Origin of the sequence: Phytopseudomonas daroniae (assembly GCF_004327275.1) — a bacterium.
GTDB lineage: Bacteria > Pseudomonadota > Gammaproteobacteria > Pseudomonadales > Pseudomonadaceae > Aquipseudomonas > Aquipseudomonas daroniae.
On the sequence record NZ_QJUJ01000002.1, the window covers coordinates 1 to 18,430 of the forward strand.

The 18,430-nt window shown below is 63.5% G+C and carries 13 protein-coding genes, 1 tRNA gene and 1 riboswitch; of the genes, 4 read left to right on the forward strand and 10 right to left on the reverse strand.

The window, feature by feature from the left end:
- Positions 1 to 705 precede the first annotated feature (705 nt).
- From DNK10_RS05070 to DNK10_RS05115, 10 genes are all read right to left on the reverse strand, one after another.
- Positions 706 to 779, reverse strand: a tRNA-Gly gene (locus tag DNK10_RS05070).
- Between the two features lie 98 nt (positions 780 to 877).
- Positions 878 to 1,762, reverse strand: coding sequence for an alpha/beta fold hydrolase (locus DNK10_RS05075; RefSeq protein WP_131190802.1), 885 nt, complete (start codon positions 1,760 to 1,762; stop codon positions 878 to 880).
- Positions 1,763 to 2,128: 366 nt separating this feature from the next.
- Positions 2,129 to 2,821: a pseudouridine synthase gene (locus DNK10_RS05080; protein WP_131190803.1), complete on the reverse strand. Its 693-nt coding sequence runs from the start codon at positions 2,819 to 2,821 to the stop codon at positions 2,129 to 2,131.
- 7 nt (positions 2,822 to 2,828) lie between these two features.
- Positions 2,829 to 3,026, reverse strand: coding sequence for a cysteine-rich CWC family protein (locus DNK10_RS05085; RefSeq protein ID WP_279635818.1), 198 nt, complete (start codon positions 3,024 to 3,026; stop codon positions 2,829 to 2,831).
- A gap of 321 nt (positions 3,027 to 3,347) precedes the next feature.
- Positions 3,348 to 6,983: an urea carboxylase gene (gene uca / locus DNK10_RS05090; RefSeq protein ID WP_131190805.1), complete on the reverse strand. Its 3,636-nt coding sequence runs from the start codon at positions 6,981 to 6,983 to the stop codon at positions 3,348 to 3,350.
- 258 nt (positions 6,984 to 7,241) lie between these two features.
- The gene (locus tag DNK10_RS05095) at positions 7,242 to 7,877 is read right to left on the reverse strand and encodes an urea amidolyase associated protein UAAP2 (protein ID WP_131190806.1); all 636 of its coding nucleotides are present in this window, start codon (positions 7,875 to 7,877) and stop codon (positions 7,242 to 7,244) included.
- Positions 7,878 to 7,887: 10 nt separating this feature from the next.
- The gene (locus DNK10_RS05100; RefSeq protein ID WP_131190807.1) at positions 7,888 to 8,616 is read right to left on the reverse strand and encodes an urea amidolyase associated protein UAAP1; all 729 of its coding nucleotides are present in this window, start codon (positions 8,614 to 8,616) and stop codon (positions 7,888 to 7,890) included.
- Positions 8,617 to 8,626: 10 nt separating this feature from the next.
- Entirely contained in the window at positions 8,627 to 9,397 is a 771-nt protein-coding gene (locus tag DNK10_RS05105; RefSeq protein ID WP_131190808.1) for an ABC transporter ATP-binding protein, read from the reverse strand.
- On the reverse strand, positions 9,394 to 10,209 hold the full coding sequence (locus DNK10_RS05110; protein WP_131190809.1) for an ABC transporter permease: 816 nt from the start codon (positions 10,207 to 10,209) through the stop codon (positions 9,394 to 9,396). Before DNK10_RS05110 ends, DNK10_RS05105 begins: the two co-directional genes overlap by 4 nt.
- 72 nt (positions 10,210 to 10,281) lie before the next feature.
- Complete coding sequence (locus tag DNK10_RS05115) at positions 10,282 to 11,349, reverse strand: putative urea ABC transporter substrate-binding protein (RefSeq protein WP_131190810.1); 1,068 nt, start codon at positions 11,347 to 11,349, stop codon at positions 10,282 to 10,284.
- A 67-nt stretch (positions 11,350 to 11,416) separates the two neighbouring features.
- A riboswitch (guanidine-I (ykkC/yxkD leader) is annotated at positions 11,417 to 11,523 on the reverse strand.
- A 335-nt stretch (positions 11,524 to 11,858) separates the two neighbouring features.
- Here DNK10_RS05115 and DNK10_RS05120 point away from each other — a divergent pair.
- From DNK10_RS05120 to bcsB, 4 genes are all read left to right on the forward strand, one after another.
- Positions 11,859 to 12,299 carry a hypothetical protein gene (locus DNK10_RS05120; protein WP_131190811.1) on the forward strand — a complete coding sequence of 147 codons (441 nt, stop codon included), beginning with the start codon at positions 11,859 to 11,861 and terminating at the stop codon, positions 12,297 to 12,299.
- Between the two features lie 517 nt (positions 12,300 to 12,816).
- Positions 12,817 to 13,968: a cellulose biosynthesis protein BcsQ gene (gene bcsQ, locus DNK10_RS05125; RefSeq protein ID WP_208738788.1), complete on the forward strand. Its 1,152-nt coding sequence runs from the start codon at positions 12,817 to 12,819 to the stop codon at positions 13,966 to 13,968.
- Positions 13,965 to 16,151, forward strand: coding sequence for a UDP-forming cellulose synthase catalytic subunit (gene bcsA, locus DNK10_RS05130; protein ID WP_131190812.1), 2,187 nt, complete (start codon positions 13,965 to 13,967; stop codon positions 16,149 to 16,151). The genes bcsQ and bcsA overlap by 4 nt, the downstream gene beginning before the upstream one ends.
- Positions 16,148 to 18,430: a cellulose biosynthesis cyclic di-GMP-binding regulatory protein BcsB gene (gene bcsB / locus DNK10_RS05135; RefSeq protein ID WP_131190813.1), complete on the forward strand. Its 2,283-nt coding sequence runs from the start codon at positions 16,148 to 16,150 to the stop codon at positions 18,428 to 18,430. The genes bcsA and bcsB overlap by 4 nt, the downstream gene beginning before the upstream one ends.

The following is an 18,430-nucleotide window of genomic DNA, read 5'->3' on the forward strand; positions in this document are numbered from 1 at the left end:
GGGCTGAGCAGCTCGGGGGGATGGAGTTGGGGGCGGCGCGCGCAATCGTCCCCCCACCACGCCTGCCGGCTATATAGGTAGGAAATTCTGCAGCCCTGCAAAGGCCTCTGCGCCGCCCAGGCTGGGGGCTGGCTGCGTGTTTCTGGGTATGGGAATACCTGCGGAACCCTGCAGCACGGCGTGCGAATGGAGCCGTTCTGGAGCGTTTTACCGGGTGGTCAATTCAGGGGGAGGGGTGGTCTTTCGAAAAGAGTAACAAGAGAAACCAGGGTGCTTAGATGCTCTGTAGCCCGCATGAATAGGGGCTTTGAGGATTACAAATTAGAGTAACAGTGAGGTAACTGGAAAAGTAATTTTTAAGTAAGTTATTGATTTATATGGATTTTATTGAGAGCGGAAATTGCTTTTTAGAAGAGTAATCTGATTACTTAATAGTTACTAAGAAATTACCTTTTGTCCGATCTGGAAAAGCCTTTAAAAACAAGGCTCTACATCGTTTTTTGGACTAAGGTTACTGATGTTACTCTTTTTGCAGCATGCCCCCAGTACCAGAAGCCCAGCCATATAGGGGATCCCCTTTTTTGCTGGCTGCTGTCTAGAACTCTCATCCTGCGCTACTGGATGGCCGTGTCGCTCGAATTGGCTAAACGGCCCCCAATACGGCCCCCGTGCAATGTGTATTGCAGCTGAGAGGCCCGGAAATACTGGAGCGGGCTAAGGGAATCGAACCCTCGTCATGAGCTTGGGAAGCTCAGGTAATGCCATTATACGAAGCCCGCTTTTGCGTGGGCCTTTATACCGGAAGTCGCCTGTGAAATGAAGCCCGCGTCGGCCACAAATGTCGCTGAGCCGGTGTGCGGGCCTGGTATTGTGGGGCTCATACGGCCATGGCGTGCTGCAGGCCAGGGTGGGCAGTGTAGCGTTTGTTACTGGTAGCGCTGCTCTGCAGAAAGTTGAGCAGGGTGTTCTGGGTTTGCAGCCAGGCGCCCTTGTGCTCCATGTCGATGAAGTGGCCGACATTGTCGACCGTGGCGAACTGGCAGTCATGGATGTGCTGGGCGATCAGGCGGGCATCCGAAGCCGAGGTGTATTCGTCGTGTTCGCCGTTGATGAACAGCAGCGGTATGTCGATGTTGCCCAGGCAGTCCATATGGCAGTGGGCTTCCATGCGCAGCACCTGTTGGATGTGGGCATTCATCTGCCGGTATTCGTGTTTGCTCAGGCTGCTGATGTGTTTGTGGTTGTAGCGTTTGAACAGCGAGGGCAGGTACTTGCCGATGGTGTCGTTGACCAGGTGGCCGACCTTGTCACCATCCTCCTGGTTCAGGCATACCAGCGCGCGGCCCAGATAGTCGAGCATGGGCTCGTTGAGGATCGGCGAGAAGGAAGCGAATACGGCCTTTTCCAGGGTGCGCGGGCGTTTGGCCAGGGCCAGCATGCTGCCGACACCGCCCCAGGAAAAGGACATCAGGTACTGCGCCTGATAGTGCTCGATCAGATCCAGCAGGATGGCCGCTTCGTCTTCCTTGCTGATGATGTGATCGTTGTGGTTATGCGGCCTGGAGCGGCCAGCGTAGGGCTGGTCGTAAAGCACCACGTTGAACTGCGTGACGAGGTATTTGACCGTTTGCGCGAAGGAAGCCGTTGTCGCCAGCGAGCCATTGACCAGGATGACGGTTTTTTTGGCCGTTGGGTTGGCATGAAACTCCGTGTGTACCTTGTACGTCCTGTGAACATCGACGACAGCGATTGCTGGCTTCATATGTATTCCTCCTGCGCAAAAGATGAACGCGGCTGACGGTCGGGGCCGTAAACCGGGCAAGTCGGATGATTAGGAAAGCGCCTGGACATGACAAACCGATGTCAGGCTGGAGGATCTTATGATTTATAAAATCAGATGGTTAGGGCTGTAATGGAACGACCCTTCCAAACGCCTTCGGCGTTGGAGCGTGTTCATCTCACCAGGCAGGAGCCCCTTTCGCGCTAGGCGCAAGCAACCAAAAAGCAGCTTGGATATCGCTTGCAGCCATGGAGCTGCATAACGACACCTGATTTCGAGTTAAGCAGCGGGTAAAACCACTGGCAAGGGTGCCGAAAAGATTTTGCATTACCGTTGATCGGCTGGTGCTTAGACGCTGGCAATTTCTGCCTGGGTGAGGGAACGGTAAGTGCCGGGCGGCAGGCTGGGATCGAGTTGAATGGCGCCAGAGCTCTCTCGATGCAGGCCGACGACCTTGTTCTGGAAGTGCCCGAACATCCGCTTGATCTGGTGGTAGCGGCCTTCGTGAAGTGTCAGCCGCGCGCGGCGCGGTGCTTCGATTTCCAGCAGTGCCGGGCGGGTGACGAGGTCTTCGTAAGCGAAGTACAGACCCTGGGCGAAAGCCTCGATACACGCGGGGGCGATGTCCTGCTCGGTCTCTACCCGATAGACCTTGGCATGGCTGCCGTCGGGCGCAGTGGCACGGCGTGACCAGAGGCCGTCGTTGGTGATGATCAGCAGGCCGCTGGTATTGAGATCGAGCCGGCCAGCCAGGTGCAACTCGTGCTTGTCCGGTTCGTCCAGCAGATCGAGAACGGTGCGGTGTTCAGGGTGAGTGGTGGCGCTGACCACGCCGATCGGTTTGTGCAGCATGAAGTAGCGCGCTGGTTTGCCGGTCTGCAATACCTCGTCATCAAGCTCCACGCAGTGGAAGGTGCGAACCTCGAAGCGGCTGTCCCGACATATTTGTCCGTCGATCCGCACTCGGCCGGCGGCCAGCAACAGGCGGGAGTGTTGTCGATTGAAGCGCGGCAGGTTGCTGAGCAGACGGTCGATGCGCATGGGTCGCTCAGCTGTTTTCCACAGGTAGGGCTTGTGCGCAGCGCGGGCACAGGCAGGCGCGATCCAGTGCTTCGGGCGGCAGATCCTGCAGCGCCTTGGGTTCGACCTTCACCTCGAAGCACCAGCAGTGGCTGACCTCGCTGTCGCTCTCGGCCTGGGCACAGCGGTTGGGCTGGCCACAGGCGGGGCAAAGGTTGGTGTTCACTGGATCTCTCCGCACATGCGATTGCGCTCGGTCTGCTTGGCCCGATACAGGGCATCATGCGGGCTGCTTTGGGGATGCCGCAATGCTAGGGTCTGTTGACGTTTCAGCGCAAGCTGCGCGGTGGTGAAAAGTGTCTGGGGGAATGCGGGAGGGGCGTGACATTTCGGACATCGATTGATGGGTTACGGCGTTCGTGGGCTTGGTCGTTTCGTTAGAGGGTGGATACGCCTTATCCATCCTACGGGCGGCGGTGTTTGCGGAGAATGTATGTGGGAACCACGATGGGGCCAATGCAATGGCCCCATCGTGGTTGGAGTTGCCTCAGTTCTGTTCGATCACGGCGACGCGCTGGCCGGCGCGAACGGGGGAGCCGGGTTGTACGCGAATGTCTCTGACCACCCCGGCGAAGGGCGCGAGCAGGGGGATTTCCATTTTCATGGATTCGAGGATGACCAGTACGTCGCCCGCTTGGACTTCGGTGCCTTCCGCGACCTGAACCTGCCAGAGGTTGCCGGCGATATGGCTGTCGACGCTGTGCTGACCGGCCTCCAGTGGTGCATTTTCGCTGGGCTCGGCCACGCCTTCGTCGCTTTCGAAGTGCGCCTGGCCGGAGTCGATCCAGCGCTGACGCTCGGCGGCGAAGGCGCTGCGTTGCTGGGCGCGGAAGGCGGCGATGCCGTCGGCTTCGTCCGCCAGGAATCGCTGATAGTCGGCCAGGGCCAGTTCGCTGTTTTCGATGCGCAGGTCGAAACGGCCCAGGGGGAAATCGCGGCGAATGCGCAGCAGCTCGTCCGGGCTGACCGGGTAGAAACGTATCTGGTCGAAGAAGCGCAGCAGCCAGGGCTTGCCGTCGAAGGCGGCCACTTCACGGTAGCGGTTCCACATCTGCAGGGTGCGGCCAACGAACTGGTAACCGCCGGGACCCTCCATGCCATACACGCATAGGTAGGCGCCGCCGATACCCACCGAGTTTTCGGCCGTCCAGGTGCGTGCCGGGTTGTACTTGGTGGTGACCAGGCGGTGGCGCGGGTCGAGTGGCGTGGCCACCGGTGCGCCGAGGTAGACGTCGCCCAGGCCCATCACCAGGTAGCTGGCGTCGAACACCGTGCGATACACCTCGTGCAGATCAGGCAAATCGTTGATGCGGCGGATGAATTCCAGGTTGCTCGGGCACCAGGGCGCGTCCTTGCGCACGGTGGTCATGTATTTGTCGATGGCCAGCTGGCAGGCCGGATCGTCCCAGGACAGCGGCAGATGGACGATGCGCGACGGTACCTTGAGGTCGCCGGTTGCGCACACGGCGTCCCACTCGCCGGCGACTATATCGAGCAGACGTTGCAGCGACAGGGTTTCCGGCTGGTAATGCACCTGCAGGGAGCGAATGCCGGGCGTCAGATCCATCACCCCGTCGAGGTGCTTGGCCTGCAGTGCCTGCATCAGCGCATGGCCACGGAAACGCAGCACCAGATCCAGCTCGGGCTGGCCGATTTCCAGTAGCAGGTGCGTATCGCCGGAGAGACGCGCGACCAGGCGTTTATCGTTCTGACCGAGGTCGAGGACGATGGGGGAGGCGAGCTTTTCTGTAGGAGCTGGCTTGCCAGCGATCAGAGGAGGCAGTTGATCGCCGGCAAGCCGGCTCCTACAGAGGTCGGCGCACTCGAGGTTGGTTGCTTTCGCCAGTTCCCGCGCCGTGGCGATATCCACAGGTACGAAGCGTACCTTGTCGCCGGCCTTGAGCTGGCCGAGCTGCCAGAGGTCAGCTTCGATGATAGTCACCGGGCAGACGAAACCACCAAGGCTGGGGCCGTCCGGGCCGAGGATCACCGGCATGTCACCAGTGAAATCCACCGCGCCGATGGCATAGGGATTGTCGTGGATGTTGGACGGATGCAAGCCCGCTTCGCCGCCACTCTCACGTACCCACTCCGGCTTGGGGCCGATCAGCCTTACGCCGGTGCGGCTGGAGTTGAAGTGCACTTCCCAGTCGGTGCCGAGGAAGGTGTCGATATAGGCCGGAGTGAAATATTCCGGCGCGCCGTGGGGGCCATAGATCACTCGGATTTCGCGCACGCCGGACAGGGCGGGGCAGAGCTCGCCGGGCAGTTGCGCGCCGGTTTGTGTAGTGTCGAGAGGCAGCAGGTGCAGCACGTCTCCGGCACGCAGGGCGCGGCCGCCGTGGCCGCCGAACTGGCCGAGGGTGAAGGTGCTCTTGCTGCCCAGGTAATCCGGTACCTGAATGCCGCCACGTATGGTCAGGTAGCTGCGCGCACCGGCGCCGGCAATGGTGCCCAGGGCAAGGGTGCTACCGGCATTGATCAGTAGCGTGGTGTTCATCGGCTGGGCCACGCCATCCAGGGTGACGGGGATCTCGGCGCCGGTTACCGCCACCAGCGCGTCGGTGTTGAAGCGCAGCAGCGGGCCGGTCATGGTGATTTCCAGGCCGGCAGCGCCTTCTTCGTTACCGAGCAGGCGGTTGCCCAGGCGCAGGGCGCGGCTGTCCATCGGCCCGGACGGCGGCACGCCAACTGCCCAGTAGCCGAGGCGACCGGGGAAGTCCTGCACCGTGGTCTGGGTACCGGCGGATAGCACCTCGAAGGTATTGGCCTGATAGACGAGCAGCTCCAGGCAGCGCGTCCAGGGTGAGCCGCTGGCGAAGGGCGTGTCCTTGATGATCTGGCGCAGGTAGTCGCGGTTCGACTCCACGCCGTACAGCAGAGATTCGCCCAGCGCGTTATCCAGCGCCGTGCAGGCCTGGTCGCGCATCGGCGCCCAGGCGATAAGCTTGGCGATCATCGGGTCGAAGTAGGGCGGAATCTCGCAGCCGGCCTCGACCCAGGTGTCGATGCGCAGCGCCTGGCCGTCGGCTGGCGGGAATTGCACGGCGGTGAGCAGGCCAGGGCTGGGCTGGAAGTCGCGGCCCGGATCTTCGGCGTACAGCCGCGCCTGGATGGCATGGCCGCTGGGTTTCAGGGCCTTGGCCAGTTCGTGCAGGGGGGGCAGGTCGCCGGCTGCCAGTTCGATCATCCAGCGCACCAGATCGACGCCCCACACCTGCTCGGTGACGCCGTGCTCGACCTGCAGGCGGGTGTTCACTTCGAGGAAGTAGAAGCGTTCGGCCTCGCTGTCATAGACGAATTCGACGGTGCCTGCACTGCGGTAGCTGACCGCCTTGGCCAGCTTGATCGCGGCCGCGCAGAGCTCGTCAGCCATACCGGCTGGCAGGTTCGGTGCCGGGGTTTCTTCCAGCACTTTCTGATTGCGTCGCTGCACCGAGCAGTCGCGTACGCCGAGGGCGAGCACTTCGCCATTGCCGTCACCGAACACCTGCACTTCCAGGTGGCGGGCACGCTGGATGTACTTCTCGATGAATACGCCGCTGTCGCTGAAGTTGTTCTGCCCCAGGCGCTTGACCGCTTCGAAGGCCTCGCTCAGTTCTCCGGCCGAACGGCATACGCGCATGCCGATGCCGCCGCCACCTGCAGTGCTCTTGAGCATCACCGGGTAGCCGACCTGCTCGCCAGCGACCAGCGCGGCGTCGAGGTTTTCCAGCAGTTCGGTGCCTTCGAGCATGGGTACGCCCTGTTGTTTGGCCAGCGCGCGTGCAGTGTGCTTGAGGCCGAATACGCGCAGTTGCTCGGGCGTGGGGCCGACGAAGGCGATGCCGGCCGCTTCGCAGGCCTTGGCGAACGCGGCGTTCTCGGAGAGAAAGCCGTAGCCGGGATGGATCGCCCTGGCGCCACTGGTTTTGGCGGCCGCGAGGATCTTGTCCACCAGCAGATAGGTTTGCGCGGCGGGGCCGTCGCCGAGGGAGAAGGCTTCGTCGGCCTGCTGGATATGCAGGCTGGCCACGTCCGCCTCGGAGTAGACGGCGACGCCTTTCACGTCGAGCTCACGCAGGGTACGCAGAATGCGGCAGGCGATGGTACCGCGGTTGGCGATCAAAAGTTTTTCGAACATATCGGCTCCCGAGGCCGTTCGAAGCTGCTGCGCTCCGGCCTCGTTGAACGTGGCGGGCCGTCCCGCCGGTAATGGGGCTGCGCCACGGTCGTCCGTAGTCAGCTACAAGCCTCAAGCGACAAGCTGTGAGAGGGGGGGTGTTCAATCAGTCTTGCGCTTGGTCTTTCCTCTCCAGGCACTGCCCGGCCCGGCTCTGGCAGAGTTGATACAGCCAGCGCCGTACCCCTTGCAGCTTGTGGCTTGCCGCTTGCCGCTGCTTCACGCCCATACCAGCACCTCCGCGGGAGTGGGGTTCCAGCCGTTGCAGGGGTTGTTGAGTTGCGGGCAGTTGGAGATCAGTACGATCACGTCGGTCTCGGCTTGCAGTTCGACGTATTTGCCAGGGGCGGAGATGCCGTCTTCGAAGGTCAGGCCGCCGTCCGGGGTGACTGGCACGTTCATGAAGAAATTGATGTTGGCGCCGATGTCGCGTTTCTCCAGGCGGCCTTCGTGCAGGCTGGCGCGCAGGAAGTTGTCGCGGCAACTGTGCATGAAGCGTTTGTCCAGGGCGTAGCGCACGGTGTTGCTCTCCTGGGCGCAGGCGCCGCCGAGGGTGTCGTGGCGCCCGCAGGTGTCGGCGACGATGGTCAGCAGCGGGTTGCCGAGGTTGGAATAGAGCACCGTGCCGGTGGTCAGGTAGACGTTGTTCTGCTTGCGCAGGGTGCGCTGCGGATCGAAGCGTTCGCGCGGGTTGCGGGCACTGTAGAACAGGGTGTCGATGGCCTGGTTGCCTTCCAGGTCGTGCAGGCGCAGGGTCTGCCCGGCCTTGACTTCGAACAGGTAGGGTTCGCCGGCCGGGATGGTGTGGCGGAACACAGCGGTCTCGGGATGCAGGTTGCTTTCGATCAGGCTCATGTCGGCACCCTCAGAGGTATTGACGTTCGGTGTTGTGGAAGGCGCGGCCGTTTTCCGGGCGCGAGGTGCGGCAGAGCACACTGATGCCGTCGCTCTCGACCTTGCTCCAGCTCAACTGCACCGGCTTGGGCGCGTATTGCGGATTGGGATCCATCGGGTGCTGCAGGGCGGTGAGCACCACCAGGGTGTCCATCGGCGCATACAGCTCGATGTAGTCGCCGGCCTGGCTGTTATCGCCGTGGAACCTGAAGGCGCCGTCGGCATCGACGCTGACCTTGCTGAACAGGTTGAAGGTCATCAGCAGGTCTTGCAGGTTGAGGTTCCACTTGCCCATCTCCACCAACAGGTTGTCCATGCCGTTGCGGAAGAAGCCGTTGCGCAGTTCCTGATAGCGGCCCTGGCCGTATTTCTCGGTGACTTCACTGGCCGAGAGCACGCCACCGAAGCTGTCGTGCCAGCCGCAGGTGTCGGCGGTGATCGCCGTGAGCACACGGCCCATGTCCGAGTACAGGCAGTGGCCGGCGGTGAGCTTGGCGGTGTGCTGGCCCTTGAGGGTGTCCGGCAGGTTGAGGCGCTCGCTTTTCTCCTGCGCGTTGAACAGCAGCAAGCTGACGTTGGCGCCACCTTCGAGGTCGGTGATGCGCAGCAACTGGCCGCGCTTGAGGACGAACGAGGTGTGGCCGCCACCAGGGACGGTTTCCTCATAGAGGGTAGGGCGCAGGGTGAGGGCAGCTGTCATGGCAGTCTCCTTACAGGGCCGGGGCGAGGTGCGCCGGCAGTGCCGCGATGGCGCTTCGGCGATCGCTGTTCAGGGGGATGTCGTAGGTGATGCGCGCGCCGAAGGCATTCGGTGCGTGCGGGTCGATACGAGTCTTGTCGAACACCATCAGGCGGGTGCCGAGGCTGAAGCCTTCGGCGAGGTCGTGGGTGACCATGAACACCGTCAGCCCGGTTTCGCGCCACAGTTCAAGGAGCAGGGCGTGCATGTCCTTGCGGATACCGGGGTCGAGCGCGCCGAATGGCTCGTCGAGCAACAACACCCGGGGTTTCATGATCAGCGCCTGGGCGATGGCCAGACGCTGCTGCATGCCGCCAGAGAGCTGGCTGGGGTATTTGTCCTGGGCATGGCCGAGGCCGACCTTGCCGAGGATCGCCGCCGCCTGCTCGCGGGCATCACGCTTGGCGTTGCCGAACAGACGACCGAGCAACGGTGCGCGGGGCAGTTCCAGGCCGATGGCGACGTTGTCCAGCACGCTCAGGTGCGGGAACACCGAGTAGCGTTGGAACACCACGCCACGGCTGGCATCCGGCTCGCCCATGAGTGGCTCGCCGCCCAGCAGGATCTCGCCCTTGCTCGGTCGCTCCTGGCCCAGCAGCAGGCGCAGAAAGGTCGACTTGCCGCAGCCGGAGGCGCCGACCAGGGTGCAGAACTCGCCCTCGGCGATGGACAGATTCAGGCGCTCCAGAACGATCTGGTCGCCGTACGTCTGCCAGACATTTTTCACTTCAATGAAGCTCATGCCTTGGCCCCCTCGTACCAGGGGAAACACAGCCGCATCAGCTGGCGCAGGCCGAGATCCATCAGCCAGGCGAGCAGGGTGATCCACACCACGTAGGGCAGGATCACGTCCATGGCCATATAGCGGCGTACGAGGAAGATGCGGTAACCCAGGCCGTCGGTGCTGGCGATGGCTTCGGCGGCGATCAGGAACAGCCAGGCGGAGCCCAGCACCAGGCGCAGGGCGATCAGCAGGCGCGGTAGCAGCTGTGGCAGTACCACCCGCAGGATCAGCGTCCAGGTGCTGGCGCCGAGGGTCTGGGCCTTGATCAGCAGTTCCTGGGGGATTTCCCGAGCGCGCTGCTCCAGGTCGCGGGCCAGGATCGGGGTGATGCCGATGACGATCAGCATCACCTTGGACAACTCGCCCAGGCCGAAGACGATGAACAGGATCGGCAGTATCGCCAGCGGTGGCACCATCGACAGCACGGTGAGCAGCGGTGACAGCGGCGCACGCAGCAGCGGCAGGATGCCGGCGGCGATGCCCAGGCAGAGACCCACCACCGCGGCGATACCGATGCCCATGCCGAGGCGCGTCAGGCTCGAGGCCGTATCCTGCCAGAAGGCGTAGCCACCGGTGCGCTTGTCTTCGGTGAAGGCCAGGCGGTCGACGGCGGCGATCATCTGGCTGGCGCTGGGCAGCAGCTTGTCGTTGGGGTTCTCCGCCAGGCGCTGCGCCGAGCCTACGAAGTAGGCGAACAGCAGCAGGGCGAAGGGCAGCAACACCAGCAGCAAGCGGCCGGCCCTGTCGGGATGTCGGTTGATCAGGCGCATAGATATCTCGTGGTCTGCGGTCGCGTCTCGAGGTGCGTGCCCACACCGAGCGTGGGCACGATCAGTCCTGCCTCAGAGTTGGCCGTCAGCGGCCATCTGCATGTAGGTCGGGTCGAAGCGCAGCTTGAGGTTGCCCTGGTCGCCGGTGGTCACGTCGTTGGCGAAGGCCATGCCGATGGCGTCGGCGCTCTGCGCGCCTTCCCCTAGCAAGCCGTGATCGAACGAGAATGCGGCGACCTTGCTCATGGTTTCCGGCAGGCGTGGGCTCTTGGTGAAGGCCACGGCATCCTTGGCGCTGTAGAACATCTTGGTAGTGGCCAGCTGCGCCTCGTAACCCGCGAGGTCGGTGCCGGAGGCCTTGGCCATTTGCTCGCGGGCAGCCTGACCGGCAGCTCCGCTATCGCCCATGGTCGCCATGATTTCGTACCAGGCACCGGTCAGCGCCTTGCCGAGGGCGGGGTTGTCCTTGAGGGTGTCGGTGTTGATCACCATCAGGTCGATGATTTCGCCCGGGATCTGGCTGGAGTCGAACACTTTGGTCACGCTAGGCGTGGCCTCGATCTCGGCGAGCAGCGGGTTCCAGGTGGTGACGGCGGTGACGTCCTGGGTCGCGAAGGCTGCGACCATGTCGGCGTCCGAGGTGTTGACCACTTTCAGGTCGCGCTCGCTGAGGCCGGCTTTTTCCAGGCCGCGGGCGAGCAGGTAGTGCGATACCGAGAGCTCCACCAGATTGACGTTCTGGCCCTTGAGGTCGCCAAGGGTCTTCTTCTCACCCTTGAGTACGATGCCGTCGTTGCCGTTGGAGAAGTCGCCGACGATCAGCGCCGTGCTGTCCACGCCGCCAGCGGCAGGGATGGTCAGGGCGTCCATGTTGGTCATGGTGCAGCCGTCGAACTGGCCGGCGCTGTACTGGTTGATCGACTCGACGTAGTCGTTGATCTGCACGACGTCGATGCTGATGCCGTACTTTTTCGCCCACTTGTCGACGATGCCTTGGGTGGCACCGTATTCCCAGGGCATCCAGCCGGCATAGATGGTCCAGCACACACTGAAGTTGTCCTTCTGAGCGGCCTGGCTATTGAAACTGATGGCGGCGACGAGGCCGGCGGCGAGAACGGAGAACAGACGGGGCTTGCGCATGGGGAACCTCCAGTTCGAGAAAGGGCGGGCAGGAGTGCGCGGCGATTTCCCCATCGCTGGGGGCGCGTTCTCCCGGGCTTTTGTCCCGCCGTGTAACCTCTCGAGGAGGTCGCCAACTCTCGGACCAGTCATTCGCCTGCTGATTGGCGAATCGGAACCCTAGTCGGCTATTGCAAATTGTGATGCCGCTATCCCGGGCCACCGCCAGGGACTTTCCTGCACGAAAGGGAGTAAGCGAGGATCGTGCCAGGCAGTGGCTGGTCGTCTAGCTCGCGGCTCCGGGCTTTTCCCTGACTATCTGTTGCGCTCTCATGGTGCGCAAATGGTGCGAGGTGCGCGGTTTCGGCGCGTCGTTTCGTCCGTTCTCCGGGCAATACTGAAATCATTTGTAGTGACTCACCGACGAGCGGGGCGGATTCGGCCTGCGTCGGGTTGTCTGAGGGATATTGGGAAGACTCCCGGCATCGGTAGCCGCCGATGTGCCTTTCGCGGTCGAAGGAGGCCGCCTCATGATCCGTAAATCCATGCTCGTCGCGTTGTTGGGTTTCTCGCTAACCGGTTGCGCCGTCTATGGCGACAGCGGCTATGGCGGTGGCTATCGCGATTATGATCGTCAGTACTACCCTGGTGCTCACGTGCAGCGCTCCCAGGTGTATGGGACGCCGCGTGTGTATGTCTACGAGGATCGGCGTTACGACCGTCGTTACGCTCCGCCGCGGCACTATGCACCGCCTCCACCACCCCGGTATTTCCATCAGCCGGGCTATGATTCCCGCTATCACAGCCGCCATGACCGCAACAGTCGCGACTACCGTCCCGCGCCGAGGCCGGGCTGGGAAGGGCAGCGCCATCACTACCAGCAGCAACAGCGCCAGCGCGGTGCTGCCTTGCAGTGGCAGCCGCGCGAAACGCCGCAACGCTTCCAGCGAGGCTGGGAGCAGCGTCGCTGAGATGCCGCCTTGCCTGGAACGGTTGTGCTTGCCCCAGGCCCTTCATGAATGACCTATCACCCTGGACGCAGGCCTGCGCCCAGGGTTGCCTGTGCGCGATAGCCTCCAGCGCATGGTCCGGTTGCCACGGCGCTCGTCGGCAGGCGCTGCCGTGTCGGCGTTCCTTCCGGCTATCCGCCATCGGCGGGTGCGATCCGGTTGTGCCTGGTTGGCCCTCGATAGGTAGTAGTGGCTATTGCCGCAGCGGCCAGTAGCGCCGGGGCGGGCAAAATACTCGTTCCCGGGGATTCCGGCGTTCTCGCCTATCCCGTCTAATTCGACGTTCATCGGCGAGACCGTGACGTGCGAAGAAAGTTCGATAAAAATCCCTGCCGGGCAAGTGGAATCATATTGACATTATCTCAGCGATGCGCTGTAGAATTGACGGCATGTCAATTTGGCATACTTATTCGTTATTTTATTGACGATATAGCGTGACGTTATCTTGTCAGTGCTGTCACCACGCATCCGAGCAGATATGAGCACATCCAGCGATATATTGAGTTTGTTCAAGCAGTTTGGCGGGCGCTCTGACCAGTATCAGGAACTGACCCAGGCTGACGATAATCGCGAATCCCTCGATCGCTGGCCCGGCCTGGGCAAGGTCGAGAGGCCGGATCCCGTGGTGGCGAGCATGCCCAGGCCACTGGCTGAGGCAGACAGGGTCGAACCCGTGATCTCGACGCCTTTGCCCGAGCGCTACACGACCGAGGCCGCTCCCGTGGGGTGGGCAGGCGAGAGCCTGCAAAACCTGCTGGGCAAGCTGGCCCAGGAGTCCAGGGAACAGGCCCCCGTCGACTCGCCCAGGGCACCGGTTCGCAGCCGCCCACGGCTTGACAACATCAAGGTGATCGCCGTGGTCTCGGCCAAGGGCGGCGTGGGCAAGAGCACCCTGGCCGCCAACCTGGCGGCGGCCCTGCACCAGCAGGGGCGCATGCTGCTGACGATCGATCTCGATCCGCAGAATGCCCTGCAGCACCATTTCGCGGAGGTGGCCGGCGAAGCCCGGCCCAGGATGCTGGACGGCGTATCCGCAGCCGACACCGACTGGAAGGCGATCTGCCAGCCCAGCACCGCAGGCGTCTTCTTCCTGCCGTACGGCGTTGTCGAGGAAAAGCGCCGGCGCCTGTTCGAACAGGAGCTGGAGCGGGATCAGGACTGGCTGGCTCGGCACTTGAGCGACCTGCACCTGGTCGATGATGCCATCGTCGTCATCGACACGCCCCCGGGGCCGTCCCCTTATCTGCAGCAGGCGCTTGCGGTCGCCAACCTGGCCCTGGTCGTCACCCTCTGCGACGCCGCGTCGTACACGGCGATGCCGATGATCGACGGCTTGATCCGGACCTATACCGCCGAGCGCCCCGATTTTCTCGGCAGCGCCTACGTGATCAACCAGGTGGACAGCTCGCGTCAGCTCAGCAAGGACATCACCCAGATCATGCACAACATCCTGGGGCCGAAGATCCTGGGCATCGTGCACCGCGATCAGGCGATCAGCGAGGCCCTGGCCTACAACCGCGATGTACTGCGCTACGATCCGCACGGGCAGGGATGCCACGACATCCTCGAGTGCGCACGGGCCATTGCCGCACGACTGGTGGCCGATACGCGGCACGAGCAACGCTCATGAGTCGTGTGCAGGCCAGGCCCACCCGCTCGCAGCAGGTGGCCGAGGGAGTTCTCGGGCTGCTCTCCAGCCGCCCGGCCCGGGTGATCCTGGCGCTGCTCGCATTGGCACTGCTCCTGGTCATCGTCTCGACGCCGCTGGATCTGCAGCAGCAACTGCTGTTCGCCGCGCTGTGCCTGGGCGGCACGCTGCTTTTGCGGCGTGCCGGAGGACGCCTGGCGATCCTGGCGATGATCGTGCTTTCGATCATCGCATCGCTGCGCTACATGTACTGGCGCCTGACCTCCTCGCTGGGGTTCGAGAGCGGGATGGACATGCTGTTCGGCTATGGGCTGGTGCTGGCCGAGGTCTATGCCCTGCTGGTATTGCTCTTCGGCTATCTGCAGACGGCCTGGCCGCTGCGCCGAAAGCCTTACCCGTTGCCGCGGGACAGCCGGCTCTGGCCCACCGTGGACGTGTTCATTCCGACCTACAACGAGTCGCTGGATATCGTGAAACTCACGGTATTCGCCGCCCAGGCCATCGACTGGCCGAAGGACAAGTTGCGCGTGCACGTGCTCGACGATGGCCGGCGTGAGGCGTTCCGCGCCTTTTGCGCGGCAGCCGGCGTCGGCTACATCGTGCGCCCCGACAACAGCCATGCCAAGGCGGGAAACCTGAACTGGGCATTGCGCTGCACATCCGGCGAGTACATCGCGATCTTCGATGCCGACCACGTGCCGACCCGCTCCTTCCTGCAGATTGGCATGGGCTGGTTCCTCAAGGATCCGCAGTTGGCGATGCTGCAGACGCCGCACTTCTTCTTCTCGCCCGATCCGTTCGAAAAGAACCTGAAGACCTTCCGCTCCGTGCCCAACGAGGGCGAGTTGTTCTATGGCCTGGTGCAGGACGGCAATGACCTGTGGAACGCGACGTTCTTCTGCGGTTCGTGCGCCATCATCAAGCGTGCGCCACTGGAGGAAGTGGGTGGGGTGGCGGTCGAAACCGTCACCGAGGACGCGCATACCGCGCTGAAGCTCAACCGCGTCGGCTACAACACGGCCTACCTGGCCATTCCCCAGGCGGCCGGGCTGGCCACCGAGAGCCTGTCGGGACACATCGGCCAGCGCATTCGCTGGGCGCGGGGCATGGCGCAGATTTTCCGTACCGATAATCCCCTGCTTGGCAAAGGCCTCAAGCTCGGCCAGCGGCTGTGCTACCTGAATGCCATGCTGCACTTCTTCTACGGCCTGCCGCGCCTGGTGTTTCTCACCGCGCCTCTGGCCTACCTGATATTTGGCGCGCAGATCTTCCAGGCGCCGGCGCTGATGATCGTGGCCTATGCGCTGCCGCACATCCTCAATGCCAACGTGACCAACTCGACCATCCAGGGGCGCTTCCGCCATTCGTTCTGGAACGAGGTCTACGAGACGGTGCTGGCCTGGTACATCATGCGCCCGGTGCTGCTGGCGCTGATCAACCCCAGGTTCGGCACGTTCAACGTGACGGCCAAGGGCGGGCTGATCGACCAGAGCTACTTCGACTGGAAGATGGCGCGCCCCTATATCGTCGTGCTGATGCTCAATCTGCTCGGCCTGCTGGTCGGTACGGCCAGGCTGGGCTTCGATGCCAATGCCGATGCCGTGATCCTGCTGATCAACCTCAGCTGGACGCTGTACAACATCATCATCTGTGCCGCGGCGGTCGCGGTGGCCAGCGAGGCGCGGCAGATCCGCGCCGAGCCCCGCGTCTACGCGCAACTGGCGGCGACCATCGGCCTGGCCAATGGCCGGACCATCGCCTGCCGGACCAACGATTTCTCCCAGAGCGGGGTCGGCATCAATCTGCCCGAGGGCGTCGCGGTGCCGCAGGGGGAGGAGGTGCAGGTATCGCTGTTTCTCAACAACGAGGAGTGCGTGTTCCCGGCCACGGTGGTGTTCAGCCGCGGTAGAACCCTGGGCCTGAACTTCGCCCAACTGGATCTCCAGCAGCAAGGGGCGTTGGCCCGGCTGACCTTTTCCCGCGCCGACACCTGGGCCTCGACCTGGGGCCAGGGTTCCCTCGATACCCCCCTGGGTGCCCTGGGCGAAGTTTCCCGCATCGGCATACGCGGCATCGCCTTGCTTTCCAAGGCCACCCTGGCCGAGCTGGTCCGTCGTGGCCGGCTTCTCTCTCCGTCGACCAAAACCTCGCAGAGGCATCCATGAGCGTTCGAGGCAAGGCAGCATCATTCGGCAAATGCAGGAAAACGCTCGTGATTTCCACGCTGCTGGCCATTTTCGGGCAGCAGGTCAGCGCCGACGAGGCGCCGGTCGTGGCACCGGAGGGCGAGAACCCGGCCGCGGAAGCGCCGGTTGCGAACTATCGCTTCACCCTCAAGCAACTGGGGGCGAGCTACCCGATGAACCTGCGCGGCATCGAGGGCAGCGACAGTGTCAATTTCGATATCCGCGCCGATCAGGTGGTCACCCAGGCGCAACTGGCGCTGGAGTACAGCTATTCGCCGGCGCTGCTGAGCGAGTTGTCGCAGATCAACGTGCTGGTCAACGAGGAAGTGGCCGCCAGCCTGGCCCTGCCGAAGGAGAACGCCGGCACCCCGCAGAAACAGGTGGTCGAGATTCCGGCGCACCTGATCACCGAGTTCAACCGCTTGAGCCTGCAACTCATCGGCCACTACACCATGCAGTGCGAGGACCCTCAACACTCCAGCCTCTGGGCCAAGATCAGCAACGCCAGCCAGTTGCAGATCCAGACCGCGCCCCTGGCCCTGGCGGACGACCTGGCCAGCCTGCCGCTGCCGTTCTTCGACAAGCGCGATGCGCAGCCCCTGGCGTTGCCTTTCGTCTTTTCCGCCAGCCCGGACAATGCCGCGCTGGAGGCCGCGGGCGCACTCTCGTCGTGGTTCGGCGCCTTGGCCAGCTACCGCGGTGCGACCTTTCCGGTCAGCCTGGAGCAGTTGCCGGAGAAGGGCAACGCCGTCGTGCTGCTCAGCGGCGGCGCGGGGATCGCCGGTCTCGACCTGCCCGAGACGAACGGGCCGAGCCTGTCCCTGGTCGGCAATCCCAACGATGCCTTCGGCAAACTGCTGATCGTCGCCGGGCGCGACAGCCAGCAACTGAAACAGGCCGCCACGGCACTGGTGCTGGGCAGCCAGGCGCTATCCGGGCAGCGGGCGGTCATCAACCGCGTCGCCGGCCTGCAGCCACGCAAGCCCTACGATGCGCCGAACTGGCTGCCGAGCGATCGCCCGGTGCAGATTGGCGAACTGATCGAAGCCAAGCGGCTCGGCGTTTCCGGCTACGACCCCGGCACCATCAGCATACCGTTGCGGCTGCCGCCCGACCTGTTCAACTGGCGTGAGCAAGGCGTGCCGCTCAAGCTGAAATACCGCTACACGCCCCAGCCGGTATCGACCAACTCGTCCCTGCTGGTCAGCGTGGGCGGCAAATTCCTCAAGTCCATGGCCCTGCCTTCCCGCGAGAAGCTCGAGAGCGACGCGTCGCTGCTGGCCAGGCTCGGGCAGGGCGACAGCCTGGTCCGGGAGGCGACACTGCGCCTGCCCTTGGAAAGCATGCCGTTGCAGTCCGCGCTGCAGTTGCGCTTCATGTACGACTACATCAAGCAGGGCGAATGCCGGGACATCATCATCGATAACATGCGTGGCGCGATCGAACCGGACTCGACCATCGACCTGAGCGGTTATGACCACTTCATCGCCATGCCCAACCTGGGTGTGTTCCAGGGCAGCGGTTATCCCTTCACCCGGCTCGCCGACCTGTCCGAAACCGCGGTGATCCTGCCCGATGGCGCGGGGCCGGCCGAACTGTCGGCCTTCCTCACCGTGCTCGGCCGCTTCGGCGAATCCACCGGCTATCCGGGCACGGCGGTAACCGTGGCCCAGGCGCAACAGGTGGACGAGCTGCGCGACAAGGATCTGCTGGTGTTCGCCTCGGGCGCCAATCAGCCCCTGCTCCAGGCCTGGGCGGATCGGTTGCCGGCAAGCCTCGACGGCGAGCAGCAGCGCTTCGAGCTTTCCGACCTGGCGTTCCGGGTGCGCAACTGGATCAGCTCCGACCCCCAGGCCAACCTGCGGCGCAGCCGCAGCAGCCTGTCCCTCGGTGGCGAGGGCGCGGGTACCTACCTGGCCGGTTTCGAGTCGCCGCTGAAGAGCGGCCGCAGCGTGGTGGTCATCGCCGGCAGCGAGCCCGAGAAGCTTGCCGAAGCGACCGCGGCGCTGATCGGCGGGGAAGACTACGAACAATCGATCCAGGGCAGCCTGGCCATCGTGCAGGGCACCCGGATCCATTCGCTGGTCGCCGACGAGCAGTATCACGTCGGGCGCCTGGGGTGGTTCAAGTACCTGCAGTGGCTGTTCGCGCACCAGCTGTGGTGGATGCTGCTCGCCACCGCGCTGGGTGCCGCGATCGTCACCTGCCTGCTCTATGTCTCGCTGCGCGCCCGTGCCCGGCGCAGGTTGGGCGAATGA

Excerpts from the sequence above, each read along its gene's own strand:
- DNK10_RS05105 (WP_131190808.1), bottom strand. The coding sequence starts at position 9,397 with ATGAGCTTCATTGAAGTGAAAAATGTCTGGCAGACGTACGGCGACCAG.
- bcsB (WP_131190813.1), top strand. The coding sequence starts at position 16,148 with ATGAGCGTTCGAGGCAAGGCAGCATCATTCGGCAAATGCAGGAAAACG.
- DNK10_RS05100 (WP_131190807.1), bottom strand. The coding sequence starts at position 8,616 with ATGACAGCTGCCCTCACCCTGCGCCCTACCCTCTATGAGGAAACCGTC.
- uca (WP_131190805.1), bottom strand. The coding sequence starts at position 6,983 with ATGTTCGAAAAACTTTTGATCGCCAACCGCGGTACCATCGCCTGCCGC.
- bcsA (WP_131190812.1), top strand. The coding sequence starts at position 13,965 with ATGAGTCGTGTGCAGGCCAGGCCCACCCGCTCGCAGCAGGTGGCCGAG.
- DNK10_RS05110 (WP_131190809.1), bottom strand. The coding sequence starts at position 10,209 with ATGCGCCTGATCAACCGACATCCCGACAGGGCCGGCCGCTTGCTGCTG.
- bcsQ (WP_208738788.1), top strand. The coding sequence starts at position 12,817 with ATGAGCACATCCAGCGATATATTGAGTTTGTTCAAGCAGTTTGGCGGG.
- DNK10_RS05095 (WP_131190806.1), bottom strand. The coding sequence starts at position 7,877 with ATGAGCCTGATCGAAAGCAACCTGCATCCCGAGACCGCTGTGTTCCGC.
- DNK10_RS05075 (WP_131190802.1), bottom strand. The coding sequence starts at position 1,762 with ATGAAGCCAGCAATCGCTGTCGTCGATGTTCACAGGACGTACAAGGTA.
- DNK10_RS05115 (WP_131190810.1), bottom strand. The coding sequence starts at position 11,349 with ATGCGCAAGCCCCGTCTGTTCTCCGTTCTCGCCGCCGGCCTCGTCGCC.
- DNK10_RS05080 (WP_131190803.1), bottom strand. The coding sequence starts at position 2,821 with ATGCGCATCGACCGTCTGCTCAGCAACCTGCCGCGCTTCAATCGACAA.
- DNK10_RS05120 (WP_131190811.1), top strand. The coding sequence starts at position 11,859 with ATGATCCGTAAATCCATGCTCGTCGCGTTGTTGGGTTTCTCGCTAACC.